The 15,254-nt window shown below is 74.1% G+C and carries 11 protein-coding genes; 7 read left to right on the forward strand and 4 right to left on the reverse strand.

Annotated elements, in window-relative coordinates; all coding sequences use genetic code 11:
- Nucleotides 1-127 precede the first annotated feature (127 nt).
- From ACFWI4_RS19185 to ACFWI4_RS19195, 3 genes are all read left to right on the forward strand, one after another.
- The gene (locus ACFWI4_RS19185) at nucleotides 128-1,270 is read left to right on the forward strand and encodes an aldose epimerase family protein (protein WP_387197468.1); all 1,143 of its coding nucleotides are present in this window, start codon (nucleotides 128-130) and stop codon (nucleotides 1,268-1,270) included.
- A gap of 161 nt (nucleotides 1,271-1,431) precedes the next feature.
- Nucleotides 1,432-3,156, forward strand: a complete 1,725-nt coding sequence (locus ACFWI4_RS19190; RefSeq protein ID WP_387197471.1) for a pyridoxal phosphate-dependent aminotransferase — start codon at nucleotides 1,432-1,434, stop codon at nucleotides 3,154-3,156.
- A gap of 461 nt (nucleotides 3,157-3,617) precedes the next feature.
- Nucleotides 3,618-6,599, forward strand: coding sequence for a beta-galactosidase (locus tag ACFWI4_RS19195; protein ID WP_387197473.1), 2,982 nt, complete (start codon nucleotides 3,618-3,620; stop codon nucleotides 6,597-6,599).
- Between the two features lie 18 nt (nucleotides 6,600-6,617).
- On the opposite strand, the gene ACFWI4_RS19200 is transcribed toward ACFWI4_RS19195, so the two are convergent.
- Entirely contained in the window at nucleotides 6,618-7,493 is an 876-nt protein-coding gene (locus ACFWI4_RS19200; RefSeq protein ID WP_387197476.1) for an SMP-30/gluconolactonase/LRE family protein, read from the reverse strand.
- Complete coding sequence (locus ACFWI4_RS19205; protein WP_339129183.1) at nucleotides 7,490-8,263, reverse strand: IclR family transcriptional regulator; 774 nt, start codon at nucleotides 8,261-8,263, stop codon at nucleotides 7,490-7,492. The genes ACFWI4_RS19200 and ACFWI4_RS19205 overlap by 4 nt, the downstream gene beginning before the upstream one ends.
- A gap of 126 nt (nucleotides 8,264-8,389) precedes the next feature.
- Between ACFWI4_RS19205 and ACFWI4_RS19210 the strand changes: the two genes are divergently transcribed.
- Nucleotides 8,390-9,010 (forward strand): hypothetical protein, encoded by a 621-nt coding sequence (locus tag ACFWI4_RS19210; protein WP_387197479.1) that lies wholly within the window; start codon nucleotides 8,390-8,392, stop codon nucleotides 9,008-9,010.
- Between the two features lie 5 nt (nucleotides 9,011-9,015).
- Here the strand turns inward: ACFWI4_RS19210 and ACFWI4_RS19215 are convergent, their stop codons facing one another.
- On the reverse strand, nucleotides 9,016-9,903 hold the full coding sequence (locus ACFWI4_RS19215) for a RimK family alpha-L-glutamate ligase (protein WP_387197482.1): 888 nt from the start codon (nucleotides 9,901-9,903) through the stop codon (nucleotides 9,016-9,018).
- 224 nt (nucleotides 9,904-10,127) lie between these two features.
- On the opposite strand from ACFWI4_RS19215, the gene ACFWI4_RS19220 reads away from it, so the two are divergent.
- Nucleotides 10,128-11,213, forward strand: coding sequence for a MerR family transcriptional regulator (locus tag ACFWI4_RS19220; protein WP_387197485.1), 1,086 nt, complete (start codon nucleotides 10,128-10,130; stop codon nucleotides 11,211-11,213).
- On the opposite strand, the gene ACFWI4_RS19225 is transcribed toward ACFWI4_RS19220, so the two are convergent.
- Nucleotides 11,210-11,863, reverse strand: a complete 654-nt coding sequence (locus ACFWI4_RS19225; RefSeq protein ID WP_387197488.1) for a toxin-antitoxin system, toxin component — start codon at nucleotides 11,861-11,863, stop codon at nucleotides 11,210-11,212. The two genes, ACFWI4_RS19220 and ACFWI4_RS19225, sit on opposite strands and share 4 nt — an antisense overlap.
- A 387-nt stretch (nucleotides 11,864-12,250) precedes the next feature.
- On the opposite strand from ACFWI4_RS19225, the gene ACFWI4_RS19230 reads away from it, so the two are divergent.
- Together ACFWI4_RS19230 and ACFWI4_RS19235 are read left to right on the forward strand one after the other, a co-directional pair.
- On the forward strand, nucleotides 12,251-13,780 hold the full coding sequence (locus ACFWI4_RS19230; protein WP_387197491.1) for an acyl-CoA synthetase: 1,530 nt from the start codon (nucleotides 12,251-12,253) through the stop codon (nucleotides 13,778-13,780).
- Nucleotides 13,773-15,158: a carboxyl transferase domain-containing protein gene (locus tag ACFWI4_RS19235; protein ID WP_387197494.1), complete on the forward strand. Its 1,386-nt coding sequence runs from the start codon at nucleotides 13,773-13,775 to the stop codon at nucleotides 15,156-15,158. Before ACFWI4_RS19230 ends, ACFWI4_RS19235 begins: the two co-directional genes overlap by 8 nt.
- The last annotated feature ends 96 nt before the right edge of the window (nucleotides 15,159-15,254 follow it).

Raw genomic sequence — 15,254 nt, forward strand, 5'->3', positions numbered from 1 at the left:
TCATCCGCCGCGGGGCGGGCCGGGCGGGTCGTGCTTGTTGGTGCCCCACCCCCGTCTGGGGTGGTGCTACCGGGCGCGGCGCCCCCGCCGGCGCCCCCCCCCCCCTCCATTCGGCAGGAGCCGCGAAATGGAAACGAGCAGACGTACGGTCATCGCAGCGGCGGCAGCGGGCTTAACCGCGGCCGGCATCGGCACGGCGCACGCCTCGGACGGGAAGAAGCCCGTCCGGGAACTCTTCGGCAGACTCGCCGACGGGACCAAGGTCCACCGGTGGTCCCTGGAGAACGGCGGGACCCGGCTCAAGGTCCTGTCGTACGGCGGGATCGTCCAGTCCCTGGAGATCCCCGACCGGCACGGAAGGTACCGCAACGTCGCCCTGGGCTTCGGCGACCTCGCCTCCTACGTGGCCTCCAGCCCGTACTTCGGCGCCCTGATCGGCCGGTACGGCAACCGCATCGGCAAGGGGCGATTCACCCTCGACGGCACGAGCTACCAGCTCTCCGTCAACGACGGCGTCAACAGCCTGCACGGCGGCGCCAAGGGCTTCGACAAGCACGTCTGGGACGTCGAGGGCTTCGCCTCCGGATCCGACGTCGGACTCGTCCTGCACTACACCAGCATCGACGGCGAGATGGGCTACCCCGGAACGCTCCGGGCGAAGGTCACCTACACCCTGACCCGGCACGGCGACTGGCGCATCGACTACGAGGCCACCACCGACAGGGCCACTGTCGTCAACCTCACCAGCCATGTGTACTGGAACCTCGCCGGCGAGGGCAGCGGCTCGGTCTACGACCACGAGCTCCGGATCGCGGCCTCCCGCTACACCCCCGTCGACTCGGGCCTGATCCCCACCGGGGAACTCGCGCAGGTCGCCGGCACCCCCTTCGACTTCCGCCGGGCCAAGACCGTCGGCCGCGACATCCGGGTCGCGAACCAGCAGCTCCTGTACGGCAAGGGCATCGACCACAACTGGGTCCTCGACAAGGGGATCACGGCGAGACCCGAGCACGTCGCCACGCTCCGCGACCCCTCGTCCGGCCGCACCCTGAGCATCGCGTCCAACGAGCCCGGCCTCCAGTTCTACTCGGGCAACTTCCTGGACGGCACCCTGGTCGGCACCGGCGGTCACATCTACCGCCAGGGCGACGCCCTGTGCCTGGAGACCCAGCACTTCCCGGACTCCCCGAACCACCCCGCCTTCCCCTCGACGGTGCTGCGGCCGGGGCAGACCTACCGGACCAGCACGGTCCACACGTTCGGCGCGTGACCGAACCTCACAGCCGGTTCACGAAGTCCGCACGACCTCACAACGATTGAACAGCGTCACATCCGTATCCGTATGAGAGGGCGGCCCGTGCTCCCCCGCGCGGGCCACCCAGAAAACGGGGGCCCGTCCTCCCCAACGGGCTCGCCCTATACGGAGGTTCCATGGCCGGCAATGTCACCTCGCTCTTTCGCGGCACCGCGGCGCACAGCCCGTCGATGGCCGCACTGACGCGGGAGGGCGACGGAGCCGGCCCGGTTGACTTCTGCATCCCCTGCAACCCCTACTTCCCCACCCCCGCCATGTTCGACGAACTCGCGAGCAGGCTCCGCGAGATCATCACCTACTACCCGAGCAGCGCCGACACGATCACCGGCGAGCTGTGCTCGCTGCTCCAGCTCCCGCCGCAGTGCGTCGCGATGGGCAACGGCTCGACCGAACTCATCACCTGGATCGACCATCTGCTGGTCCGGGAGTCCCTCGCCATCCCCGTCCCCACGTTCGGCCGCTGGACCGACCAGCCGATGGAGACCGGCAAGCGGGTCGACATGTTCCCGCTCCAGGAGTCCACCGGCTTCGCGCTCGACCTCGCCGCGTACGCCAAGTTCATCCGCCAGCGCGGCACCAAGGTCGCCGTCATCTGCAACCCGAACAACCCCGACGGCGGCTTCCTGCCCCGCCAGTCGGTCATCCAGTTCATGGACGAGATGGCCGACCTCGACCTGATCGTCATCGACGAGTCGTTCCTGGAGTTCGCCGACGCCGAGTCGGAGCCCAGCGTGGTCGAGGACGCGGTGATGAGACCCAACGTCATCGTGCTGCGCAGCCTCGGCAAGAACTTCGGCCTGCACGGCATCCGCTTCGGCTACATGGTCGCCAACCCCTCGCTCGCGGGCAAGGTCCGCTCGATGCTGCCGAAGTGGAACCTCAACTCCTTCGCGGAGACCGTGGTGTTCATGCTCAAGAACCACGGCAAGGAGTACATGGAGAGCCTGCACATGGTCCGCAGGGACCGGCTGGACATGGCCCGCCAGCTCTCCGCGCTGCCCGGTCTGACGATCTACCCCTCGCAGGGCAACTTCCTGTTCGTGCGCCTCCCCGTCGGCGCCGAGGGCACGGTGGTACGGGACCGGCTGCTCACCGAGCACCGCATCCTGGTCCGCGAGTGCGGCAACAAGGTCGGCTCCTCCAGCCGATTCCTCAGACTCGTGGTCCGTCCGCAGACGGACGTACGCCGTCTGGTGGCGGGCCTGGAACAGGTGCTGTTCGGGTCCCGGCAGGAGGCCCCCGTGCCCGAGCTGACCCCCGGCACCGGCTACGGCTCGGGCACCGCCATGGTGGACCGGCTGGTCGGCTCGACCAACGGAGGGGGCATGCAGGGTCTGGCCGCGCAGGCGAACGCCTGGCCCGGACAGCCCGTGCAGACGCCCCAGCCGGTCGCCGCCGCGGCCCCCCAGCAGGTGGCCGCCGCCGCCCCGCAGCCCAGCCTGCCGTCCGTCCCGCCGCCGCGTCCCGCCCCGGCCTCGCCCTACCCGGCCCAGCAGCCCGCCCCCGTCTATCCCGCCGCCCAGCAGCCTCTGGCGGCCCCGGCCTACCCCGCCCCGCAGCCCGCCACCTGGCCCGCCCCGGCGCAGAGCCCCGGTGTGATGCCCGCCCAGATGCCGCCCGCCGCGATGCAGGCGCCGGCCCAGACGCCCGGTCTGCGGCCGGCCGCCGCCCAGACCGGTGTGCCCGGCATGGCGGGCGCGGCCTCCATGGGCGCGCAGGGCGGCCTGACGGCGGCCCAGGTCCGCGGCAGGACGCAGCCCGAACCACCACCACCCCAGCAGTCGGGCAACAGTGGAGGCTGGGGCGCCGTGGGCGCCATGCTCTACAACCAGGCCGGTTAGGACCACCGGCGTTCCCGTCCGCCCGCCGGGCGACGGCGGGAACCGCCGGCCGGTCCCCCGGCCTCCTCGTACCGCCGCGCGCCTACCCCGCGCGGCCGGCCTCCCCACAGGCCGGGCGGGACCCCCGCGTGTCCGGCCTCCCCACGGGCCGGGCGCGGGGACCCGCCCACGACCAGGGCCCCCCGCGGCACCCCGGGTGCCCCGAAGCCACGTTCCCGGGCACCCGGCACCGGTGGCCGTGCCCACCCGTCCCGCCCCGCGGGCCGCCTGCCCACGGCGGGTCGGGCGGGGACGCCCGGGCGTGGTGGGGTGATCACGCCCATACCGGGTAATCCCCCGTGCCGGGGCCGTCGTACGGCCGCCGAACGGGCCGCCCCTGTGGACAATGGCCGCACCTTCCCCGGTTCCGGGCTCGGACCGGACCGGGGGTGCCCCCGTCGCCGTCCCCCGGGAGAACCCGCATGGTGTTGAGCAGACGTACCTTCAGCGCACTCGCCGGTACCGCCGCCCTCGGCCTCTCGCTGAGCGGCAGCGGGAGCGACGTGGCCTGCGCGGCCGGAAGGACGGTCCTCGCACCCACCGGACCCGCGCCCGCGCCGCCCTCCGCCGACGGCCGCCCGCACACCGTCGGCTTCGACCGCTACTCGATGATCGTCGACGGCAGACGCCTGGTGATCTGGTCCGGCGAGTTCCACCCCTTCCGGCTGCCGAGCCCGTCCCTGTGGCGGGACGTCCTCCAGAAGATGCGCGCCCACGGCTACAACACCGTCAGCATCTACGTCGCCTGGAACTACCACTCCCCCGCACCCGGACAGCACGACTTCACCGGGGTCCGCGACCTCGGCCTGTTCCTGCGGACCGCCGCCGAGACCGGGCTGTACGTCATCCTGCGCCCCGGCCCGTACATCAACGCCGAGGTCGACGCGGGCGGCTTCCCCGGCTGGCTGACGGCCGCCCCCGGGGTCGCCCGCACCTCCGACCCCGCCTATCTGCGGCACGCCGACCAGTGGCTGACCGCCGTCGACCGCATCGTCTCCCGGCACCAGTACACCGACGGCGGCGGCACGGTCCTCCTGTACCAGCTGGAGAACGAGTACGACAACCACGTGGCCGAGCCCGCCGGCCGCGACTACATGGCGCACCTGTACGCCAAGGTGCGCGCGGACGGCATCGACGTCCCCCTGTTCCACAACGACAAGGGCAGGAACGGCCATTGGGCCCCCGGCACCTTCGACACGGGCGGTGAGCGCGGGCGTTACCTGTACGGCTTCGACGGCTACCCCTCGCCCTTCAAGACCCCGCCGGACTGGGGGTACTTCGGTCCCGGCGGCCCGAAGGGCGGATCCACCGCCAGCCCGGACACCCCGGGGTTCATCCCCGAGTTCGGCGGCGGCTGGTTCGATCCCTGGGGCGGAGCGGAGTTCGGCGGCCTCGGGTACGCCGAGTCCCGCCGCACCCGGGACGCGGCCTACGAGCGGCGCTTCTACCTCACCAACCTCGCCAACGGCATCACCGTCCACAACGTCTACATGACCTTCGGCGGGACCTCCTGGGGCTGGCTGCCCGCGCCGATCGTCTACACGTCGTACGACTACGGGGCCGCCATCGACGAGGCGCGGCAGCCGACCGACAAGCTCGTCCCGATGCGGCAGATCGGCCGGCTGCTCCAGTCGGTGCCCGACCTGGCCAAGCTCGACCCCGCCGGTCCTCCCCCCGGCGACACCACGGAGCCGGGCCCCGGCATCAAGGCGTACCACCTGGTCAACCCGGACACCGAGGCGCGCTTCCTGGTGCTGCGCAACGACACGCCGTCCGAGGCGGTCGCGGCCGTCACGCTCGGCGGGACGCGGGCCGAGGTGCCGGTGCCCGGTCTCGACGCGCGGCTGCTCGCCTCGGGGATCGCCCTGGGACGCCGGAAGCTGAGCTGGTCCACCGCCCAGCCGATGCTGTGGCTGGCCGCGGGACGACAGGACGTCGCCGTGTTCACGGGCCGGGCGGGCGAATCGACCCGCACCTGTCTGGAGGCGACGGACGAGCCGAAGGTCACCGTGCTGGACGGGGAGGCCGCACACGGCTACGCGGACGGAGTCCTGAGCGTCGACACCGTGCTCGGCGGCATCACCCGGGTCCGGGTGGAGGGCGGCGGGACCGCGGCTCCCCTGCTGCTGCTGTTCGCCGACGACGAGAGCTCCCGGCTGCTGTGGCGCCACGACACCCCGTCGGGTCCGGTCCTGGTGCGCGGCCCCGCGCTGCTGCGCACGGCCGTCGTGCGGGGCACGACCGCGCATCTCACCGGCGACACCGCGGACGCGGCGGACCTGGAGGTGTGGGGGCCGCGCGGGATCAGTGAACTCGTCTGGAACCAGGGCGCGTTGCCGTCCCGTGTCACCGCCTCGGGAAGTCTGCTGGCCGGCCGGCGGCTGGCCGGTGCGGGCCGGGTGCGGCTGCCCGCCCTGACGGGCTGGCGCCGGGCCGAGGGCAACCCCGAGTCGGCCCCCGGTCACGACGACACCGCCTGGCGCGTGACCGACAGGACGGCCTCGTACAGCGTCACCGCGGTGCCCGACGGGCAGCCCGTGCTGTTCGCCGACGACTACGGCTTCCACTACGGAGACGTCTGGTACCGGGGGCACTTCGCGGACGCGGACGGCGCGGACTCCGTGTCCCTGTCCTATGTCGCCGGAACCCAGGGCCTGTTGATGGCCTGGCTGGACGGAGAGCCGCTGGGCACGCACAGGATGCCGGTGCCGGACGCGAAGACCGTGCGCAAGGGGACCTGGACGGCCACCGCGACCTTCCCCGTCCGGCCGCGGAAGGGACGCGCGCATGTGCTGTCCGTCCTGGTCCGGCCGATGCAGCACGACGAGGACGGCCGGGCCGACGACACGCACAAGGCGGCCCGGGGACTGACGGCCGCCGCCTTCACCGGGGCCGCCCCGGCGGTCCGCTGGCGCATCCAGGGCGCCGCGGCCCCCGACCCGGTGCGCGGACCGCTCAACACCGGCGGGCTGCACGGGGAACGGCACGGCTGGCATCTGCCCGGCTTCGCGGACGGCGGCTGGCAGCCCGTGGCCTTCCCGCGCAACGAGCGGCGCCAGGGGGTCACCTGGTACCGCACCGGCTTCCGGCTCGCCGTGGACAGCGGCCTGGACGCATCGATCGGGCTCACCCTCACCGACGACCCGGCCCGCGCCTATCGCGTCCAGATCTTCCTGAACGGCTGGAACATGGGCCAGTACATCAACGACGTGGGACCGCAGCACACGTTCGTCCTGCCCAACGGGGTGCTGCGGACCCGGGGGCGCAACACGCTGGCCCTCGCCGTCCTGTCCGACGGGACGACACCCGCGGGACCGGGCCGGGTGGAACTGACGCTGCTGGGCCGCGCGGCCGGAGGGGTACCGGTGACGCCGGTGCCCTCCCCCGGCCCCGCGGGCGCGTAGGCCGCCAGGGGTGTCCGGCTAGCCGGCGAACTCCGACTGCGGCAGGCCCTTGCCCACGCCGGGGACGACCAGCAGGGAGCCGGACATCGGGTGCGGTGCCGTGAGGCCCGTACGCGCGGTGGTGATGTAGAGGTCGGTGAGATCGGCGCCGCCGAACGCGCAGGCGGTGGGGCGGCGGACCGGGAGGGCGAGCACCCGGTCCAGCCTGCCGTCCGGGGTGAAGCGGTGGACTGCTCCGCCGTCCCACAGGGCCACCCAGACCGCGCCCTCCGCGTCCACCGTCAGACCGTCGGGGAATCCGTCCTCCACGGTGGCGAACGGGCGCCTGCCGACGGGGAGTCCGTCGTCCCCGAGGTCGAACACGTCGACGCGGCGGGTCGGCGAGTCGATGTAGTACACCCGGCGGCCGTCGGGGCTCCAGCCCGTGCCGTTGCTGACGCTCACGTCGTCGAGGATCGCGTGGACCGTGCCGTCCGGGGTGATCCGCGAGAGGGTGCCCCCGCCCGTCGCCTCGTCGTAGCGCATGGTGCCGAACCACAGGGAGCCGTCGGGCGCGACGGCCGCGTCGTTGGCGCGCCGGCCGGACACGGGCTCCCGGTGCAGCCAGCGGAACGAGCGGCCGCCGTCGACGGTCCCGGTCCCGGCGGAGCCCGGCGGCCCGTAAAGGCCGACGCCGTCACGGAGGTTGACCACGAGCCCGCCGCCCGCCGCGGGCTTGGCCGCGCCGACGTGCTGCTCGGTGGCCAGCACCGTGCGGTGCCCCGAGACGGGGTCGTAGGTGTGGACCCGGGAGCCGAGGATGTCGACCCACAGGAGCCGTCCGGCCCGGGCGTCCCAGGTCGGGCCCTCGCCGAGCGCCGCGTGCGCGGGGACCGCGACCTCGACGGCGCTCACCGCGCGTTCCGGTGGCCGAGCCGCTCGGACAGCTCGGCCGCACCCTTCGCCGCGAGCTGCTCCAGCTCGGCGCGCCGCTCGTCGCTCCAGCGGATCATCGGTACGGAGATGGAGAGCGCGGCGACGACATGTCCCGCGCGGTCCCGGACCGGGGCGGCGACACAGCTGACGTCCGGGTTGGACTCGCGGCTCTCGACGGCGATCCCGCGGCGGCGGATCTCGGCGAGGGCCTCGCGCAGGGCGCCCGGCTCGGTGATGCTGTTCGGGGTCATCGCGACGAGCTCGGCGTCGTCGGGGACGCGCGAGGTCAGCTCCGGCTCGGAGAGGGAGGCGAGCAGCATCTTGCCGACGGAGGTGCAGTGCGCGGGCAGCCGGCGGCCGGCCGCGGAGACCATGCGCACGGCGTGCGTGGAGTCGACCTTGGCGATGTAGATGACGTCGGTGCCTTCGAGGATCGCCACGTGCACGGTCTCGTCGCAGGTCTCGGCGACGGAACGGGCGACCTGCTGGCCCTCGGCGGCGAGGTCGAGCTGCTCGGCGTAGCGGCTGCCGAGCTGGTACGGGCGTACGCCGAGCCGGTAGCGTCCCGGCTGGCCCGGCACCTGGACGATGTACGACCGGGCCGCCAGCGTGGTCACCAGTTCGTGCACGGTCGTGCGCGGCAGCTGGAGGCGGCGCACGATGTCGGGGGCGGAGAGCGTCCCGTCCCCGTCGAGAAAGAGCTCCAGTATGTCCAGAGCCCGGGTCACGGCAGGTACGAGGCGTCCCACAACCGGCCCCCTCTCTATTGTTCGAAATTTCAACAGACGATCGGGATGACGAACACAGGCTAGTCATTCCCCCTGGGGCGGGCAATGGTTTGCGTGCCCCCGCCGCCGAGGGCCCGGTGCGGGATCATGGGTGCCATGCCGGCCCGACGCCCCGCCGCCCCGTTCACCGCGCTCGACTTCCAGCTCGTCCTGCTGCGCCGCATGGCCGACCACAATCCCGGTCTGGTCGAGGACGCCCGTCTCTCGCTCGGGGTGTCCGTCGCGGACATGCGCGAGGCCAACAGGCGCTGGCAGGCGATGCTGCGCGCGCCGCGCTCCCGGTCCGCCGCCTCGCGCTACCGTTCCGTCCTCGGCGCCCCCGAGTCCGCGCGCGAACGCCGGATCGGCGATCTGACCTGCGAGGCCCTGCGCTGGCCCGTGCCGCTGTGGCCCGGGCTGCGCTTCGAGGTCCTGCTCGCCCCGGACGGGGTCGTCTGGAACGAGTGGCTGGTACGGGCCCCGGGCGCCCCCGCTCCCGTACTGGAGACCCTGGAGGATCTGGCTCCCTGGTCCTGCACCGTCGACGAGGCGGCCCGCGCCTTCGCCCCCGCCCGGCCCCTGGAGGGCACGGCCCCCACCCGGTGGGGTCTGGCGTTCACCGCTCCCGACGCGTCGGGTGTGCCGCACGCGTGCGCGGCGGAGTTCACCTGGGGGCTGCTGCAACGCGTGGGCGTCAAGGGCGCGGCCGAGGGGCCGGAGGCGGGATGAGGCCGTCAGCCGGTGGCGGCCTCGATGATCCGGGCCACGGCGACGGGCAGCGACCCGGGGTGGAGCCACAGGAAGAGGTTCGGCTCGACGAGTTCGAGCTCCATCAGCAGGGGTTCGCCGTCCTCGCCGTCGACGAGGTCGACCCGGGCGTACAGCACCCCGTCCGGGCCGCCCGGCACCGCCGCCAGCGCCTGCTCCGCCACCGCCCGTTCGGCCCGGGTCGGCTCCCAGACCTCCAGGCGCGGATGCGGCATCCTGTCTCCGTCGTAGGGTGTGCCCGGCTCCAGGACGGCTCCCTTGCGGCTGGCGTGGAGCAGCCGTCCGCCGAAGTACAGGAGCGCCCGCTCGCCCCGGGTGTCGATGTCCTTCACATACGGCTGGACCATCGCGGTCAGTCCCTCGGCGTGCATCCGCGCGAGATGCCGAAGGGCCGTGTCCGCCTCGCCGGGCGTGTACCGGGCGGCGTAACGCGCCCCGGCCCCCGCCGTGGGCTTCACCACGAACTCGTGGCCGCCGGGCGGTTCGAGGGGGTCCCCCGGGGCGACGTACCGGGTCGGCACGACCGGCACCCCCGCCTCCGCCAGGTCCGCGAGGTACCGCTTGTCCGTGTTCCACCGCACGACCGGCGCCGGGTTCAGCAGCCGCGTGAGCCCCGCACACCGCTCGGCCCAGGCCACGAACTCCGGCACCCGTCGGCTGTAGTCCCAGGTCGACCGGATCAGCGCCAGGTCGAACCCCGCCCAGTCGACCGCGGGATCGTCCCAGTGCACGATGTCCGCCACCGCCCCCGCGTCCTCCAGGGCCGCCCGCAGCACGGGCAGGTCCCGGTCCGTGCCGGGCTCCCCGCCCGGGTCGTAGGTGACGAGCGCTATACGGGCCACGACGGACTCCATCCTCGTACGGCACCGGTGCGGGCAGGCACCGGCGCACGGTCTCCGGCGCACTCCGTCGGCACGCCGTCCCTGGGCAACCCGCCGCAGGTTAACAACCCGGCTCGCGCCCGGTGCGGCCCACGCTTGACCCTCACCAAGGGGGAGGGCCCAGCATCGGTGACGGAACGAGGAACGAGGAAGCGGGGCCGGGCGCGAGCCGGGCACGGGAACGACGGGACGTACACGTGGACATGCTGACGATCGGCGCCTTCGCCAGGGCCTCCCGGCTGTCGCCCAAGGCGCTCCGGCTCTACGACGAACTGGACCTGCTGCGCCCCGCCCGGGTCGACCCCGGCACCGGCTACCGGTACTACGCGGCGGAGCAGCTCGAACAGGCCCGGCTCGTGGCCTGGCTGCGGCGGCTCGGCATGCCGCTCGCCCGGATCCGCGCGGTGTGCGCCCTGGAACCGGGGCCGGCCGCGCGGGAGATCAGCGCGTACTGGGCCGCGGTCGAGGCCGAGACGGCCGCCCGCCGGGACCTGGCCGCGTTCCTCGTGGACCATCTGTCACCGTCCGAAGGGAAGGACACCAGCATGCTGGAACTCCACCACTCCGCGCTCTCCGACATCGGTCTGGTCCGTGAGGCGAACCAGGACAGCGTCCACGCGGGCGCCCGCGTCCTCGCGGTCGCCGACGGCTGCGGGCCCGGAGGGGCACCCGCGAGCACCGCCGCGGTCCGGGCCCTGACGTTCCTCGACGACGCCCCGCTGCCGGCCGGCGGGGTGCTCAACCTGCTGGAGGACGCCGTGGAGGGCGCGGCCCGGGCCGTCGCCGGCCTGGGGACCGCCACGTCGGGGGACGAGGACGGGGACGGCACCGGCAGCACGCTCACGGCGCTGGTGTGGACCGGCTCGCAGCTCGCGCTCGTCCACATCGGGGACTCCCGGGCCTATGTCCTGCGCGACGGCGGGCTGTTCCGGATCACCCACGACCACACCGTGGTCCAGTCGATGATCGACGAGGGCCGTCTCACCCCGGAGGAGGCGACGACGCATCCCCAGCGCTCCATCCTGCTCAAGGCGCTGGGCACCGTGGCTCCCGTACCCGACATGCGGCTCCACGAGGTCCGGGCGGGCGACCGCTATCTGCTCTGCTCGGACGGCCTGTCCACCGTCGTGCCGGAGGAGGGGATAGAGCGGCTCCTCGCCTCCGCCGCGGGTCCCGACGCGGCCGTCCGTGCACTGGTGGCGGCGGCGAACGACGCCGGCGGGCCGGACAACGTCAGCTGCGTGGTCGCGGACGTGGTCGAGACGACCGCCCGGGTCGCCTAGGAGGACCGGGGGTCCTGGGGCCTGCGGTACCCGAGGGAGGCCTCGATGGCACGGCCGACCGGGTCGACGGCGGCGCCGTCGCCGGGGCCGGTCACCCAGGAGCGGAAGACGCTCGCCAGTTGCAGGCCGAAGGCCTCGGCCCGCGCCTCGTCCGCCTGACGCGATCCGTCACGGGCGGCGACCGAACGGGCGACCTCCTGCCGGAACGGCGCTCGCGCCCCGGCCTCGCGCCAGCCGGAACGGTCCGAGAGGGCCGCCCGCGCGACGGCCGTGGCGCCGTCCACGTGGTGATCGCGGTGGCCTTCCTTCATGTGCCACAACTCGTGCCCGAGGATGACCAGTTGCTGCACGGTCTCGGCGCGCTCCTCGACGACGACGAGGTCGAAGTCGCTGAACTCCATCCACAGACCGGTGACTTCGATCTCGTCCGGGAAACGCTCGAAGCGCAGCTGCACCGGACGGCCGCCCCGGCGCCTGCTCATCTCCGCGCAGAGGGCGTCGGCCAACTCCCGCACGCCGACGGGCGTATCGATCCTTCTGCCCAGTACCCGGCCGAGGTCGACCGCCAGCGCCCGCATCTCGGAGCGGGTGCCGCGCGGACGCAGTGCCGCCATGAGGCGTCCGACGGAACCGGTCGGTCGCGTCGTCATCGCCGCGCCTCCCCGCCGTCCAGGACGTGCCGCGGGGAGGGCCGCCTCCCGCTCTTCGCCCGGTGGGCCTCGTGCGGACCCCGCACTCGTTCCCGGACGGGGCCGGGGCGTTCGAGTGTCTCGCGAAGGTCCGGCGGGGACTGACTCACCAAAGGTCTCCCGGCAGTTGACTCGTCAAGTTGTGACGCGAGCCCGACCCTACGTGTCCGGGTCCGTCCACGCCACGGTTCCCGAACGATCGTTCCCGGTTTCCGGACGATCCTTACGGCGCCTGCGCTCTGCCTCCACGTCACCGGCGCGATCGGGCCGCGGGCCGCCCGGTCCGCGGGCCCGATCGTGTAGGAAGGGCAGGTCCCTCCCGGTGTGTCCTCTCGGCAAGGAGTCCTCGTGTTCTCCCTCTTCCCGGCCCTGGTGAGCGGTTCGGTCGCGGACCGGTCCGCGCTGCGCTTCGGCGACCGGTCCCTGACGTACGCGGAACTGGCCGCCTCCGCGGGAGCGCTGGCCGCACGGCTCGACGGTGCCGCGAGGGTCGCCGTCTGGGCAACGCCGACCCTGGAGACGGCCGTCGGTGTCGTCGCCGCGCTGCTCGCCGGTGTGCCGGCCGTACCGCTGAACCCGAGGTCCGGGGAGGCGGAACTCGGGCACATCGTGGGCGACAGCGCGCCGTCGCTGGTGCTCGCGGCCCCGGGGGACGTGCTGCCCGCCCCGCTCGGGGCGCTGGAACGGGTCGACGTCACCGTCGACCCCGGTCTCGCGGCCGGGACCAAGGAGGAGGCTCCGGGCGGCACGGCGGCACCCGGCTCCGCCGCTCCCGGCACGGTCACCGACCCCGGCTCCCCCGCCCTGGTCGTCTACACCTCGGGCACCACCGGTCCGCCCAAGGGCGCGGTCATCCCGCGCCGGGCGATCGCCGCGACGCTGGACGCGCTGGCCGACGCCTGGCAGTGGACCGGCGACGACGTCCTGGTGCACGGCCTGCCGCTGTTCCATGTGCACGGACTGATCATCGGCGTCCTGGGCCCGCTGCGGCGCGGCGGCTCCGTGCGCCATCTGGGCCGGTTCGGCGCCGAGGGCGTGGCGCGCGAACTGGACGCGGGCGCGACCATGCTGTTCGGGGTGCCGACGATGTACCACCGGCTCGCCGAGGCGTTCGACGAGCACCCCGGCCTGGCCGGGGCACTGGGCCGGGCGCGGCTGCTCGTCTCGGGTTCCGCCGCGCTGCCCCTCCACGACCACGAGCGGATCAGGGCGGCGACCGGGCGCGGGGTCGTCGAGCGGTACGGCATGACGGAGACCCTGATGAACACGAGCGTGCGGGCGGACGGGGAGGTCCGGCCCGGGACGGTCGGGGTGCCGCTGCCGGGCGTCGGTCTGCGGCTCGTGGAGGAGGACGGGACGACGATCGCCTGGTACGAGGCCGACGGCACCCCGGCCGGGGCGTACGACGGCGAGAGCGTCGGCGAGATCCAGGTGCGCGGCCCGAACCTCTTCACCGGGTATCTGAACCGGCCCGACGCCACCGCCGCCGCGTTCAGCGCCGACGGCTGGTTCCGCACCGGCGACATGGCGGTCCTCGACCCCGGCGGCTCGGTCCGTATCGTCGGCCGCAAGGCCACCGACCTGATCAAGAGCGGCGGTTACAAGATCGGCGCGGGTGAGATCGAGAACGCGCTCCTCGAACACCCCGGGGTGCGCGAGGCCGCCGTGGCCGGGGAGCCCGACGCCGACCTCGGTGAGCGCGTCGCGGCCTGGATCGTCCCGCTCGACCTCCGGGAGCCGCCGTCCGCCGAGGAGCTGGCCGGCCATGTGGCGAACCGGCTCGCCCCGCACAAGCGGCCCCGCACCGTGCGCTTCCTGGCGGCGCTGCCCCGCAACGACATGGGCAAGATCCTGAAGCGGGAGCTCCCGCGTGACTGAACGGATCTCGGCCCGCGAGGCCATCGCCCTGGTCACCGACAGCTTCGCCGAACTCCCCTGCCCGGAAGAGGAGTTCCCGTACGACGGCCCGCTCGCGTGGGAGGGGTACGGTGACGCGCGGGCGCGCGCGGCGGCCCGCACCGGCGAGCAGGAGTCCGTCGTCTGCGGGACGGCGACCTTCGGGACGGCGAGCTTCGGCACCACGATCGACGGCCGGGCTCCGCTCGGGCCGGTCACCGCCGTCCTCGTCGCCTTCGAGTTCGGCTTCCTCGGCGGTTCCCTCGGCCGGCGCGCCGGTGACCGCCTGGAGGCCGCCCACGACTACGCCAGGACCCACCGGCTGCCCGTCGTCTCGCTCGTCGCCACGGGCGGCAGTCGGATGCAGGAGGGCATGCTCGCCCTGACCCAGCTCCAGCGGGTGGCACGGCAGTCGGCGCTCACCCGGGACGCGGGGCTCGCGCAGCTCGCGGTCCTGCGGGACCCGACGACGGGCGGCGGCTGGGCCACGCTCGGCGCGGGCGCCGACGTGACGCTGGCGCTGCCGGGCGCCCAGGTCGCCTTCGCCGGCTCCCGGGTCCGTCCGCCCGGCGCGGATCCGGCCGCGTACACGGCCGAGGCCCAGGTCGCGGCGGGCTCGGTCGACGCGCTCGTACCGAAGGACGGACTGCGGGAGGCGCTCGCCCTGTGGCTCGACCTGCTCACCGGGCGCTCGTCCGGGGCGGCGCCCGTCCCGGCGGCGCTGGGGGACGCGGCCGACCTGCCGGCGACCGGCTGGGACGCGGTACGGCGTGCCCGGGCCGGCGGACGCCCGCGCGCCGAGGCCTATCTGGACGCGTACTTCACCCGGCGGGCGGCGATCGGCGGGGACCGCTGCGGCGGCACCGACGACGGCGTGCTGTGCGGCTTCGGCCGGGCCCACGACGGGCGGACCGTCGCGTACGCGGCGCAGCGCGGCACCCCGACCCGTCCCGCCGGCTACCGCACGGCGGCCCGGCTGGTGCGGACGGCGGGCCGGCTCGGCATCCCGGTCCTGACCCTGGTGGACACCCCGGGCGCCGCGAACGACGCGGACGCCGAGCGGCGGGGCGCGGGCCCGGCGATCGCCGACCTGTTCGCCGCGATCGCCGGTGCCAGGACGCCCGTCACCACCCTGGTGATCGGCGAGGGCGGCTCGGGCGGTGCGCTGGCGCTGGCCGCTCCCGGCAACACCTGGGCCACGCCGGACAGTTACTTCTCGGTCATCGCGCCGGAGTCGGCGGCCGCGATCCTCAAACGGCCCGAGGGCGAGATCCGGGCGACGGCCGGTCAGCTCCGGCTCCGCCCGCAGGACCTGCTGGACCTCGGGGTGATCCGGGGCATCTCGCCGCACCGCCCGTGAGCCCGGACGGACGGCGGCCGCCGGTTCCTCCCTCCCAAGAGGACCGGCGGCCGCCTGCTCACGCGGGCGCCACGACGGTGGCCGCCCGCTCCCCGG

The organism is Streptomyces sp. NPDC127038, from assembly GCF_042725875.1.
Taxonomy (GTDB): domain Bacteria; phylum Actinomycetota; class Actinomycetes; order Streptomycetales; family Streptomycetaceae; genus Streptomyces.

Bases quoted from the DNA above. Each gene is read 5' to 3' on its own strand.
- ACFWI4_RS19190 (WP_387197471.1), top strand. From the start codon at position 1,432: ATGGCCGGCAATGTCACCTCGCTCTTTCGCGGCACCGCGGCGCACAGC.
- ACFWI4_RS19210 (WP_387197479.1), top strand. From the start codon at position 8,390: ATGGGTGCCATGCCGGCCCGACGCCCCGCCGCCCCGTTCACCGCGCTC.
- ACFWI4_RS19195 (WP_387197473.1), top strand. From the start codon at position 3,618: ATGGTGTTGAGCAGACGTACCTTCAGCGCACTCGCCGGTACCGCCGCC.
- ACFWI4_RS19215 (WP_387197482.1), bottom strand. From the start codon at position 9,903: ATGGAGTCCGTCGTGGCCCGTATAGCGCTCGTCACCTACGACCCGGGC.
- ACFWI4_RS19185 (WP_387197468.1), top strand. From the start codon at position 128: ATGGAAACGAGCAGACGTACGGTCATCGCAGCGGCGGCAGCGGGCTTA.
- ACFWI4_RS19225 (WP_387197488.1), bottom strand. From the start codon at position 11,863: ATGACGACGCGACCGACCGGTTCCGTCGGACGCCTCATGGCGGCACTG.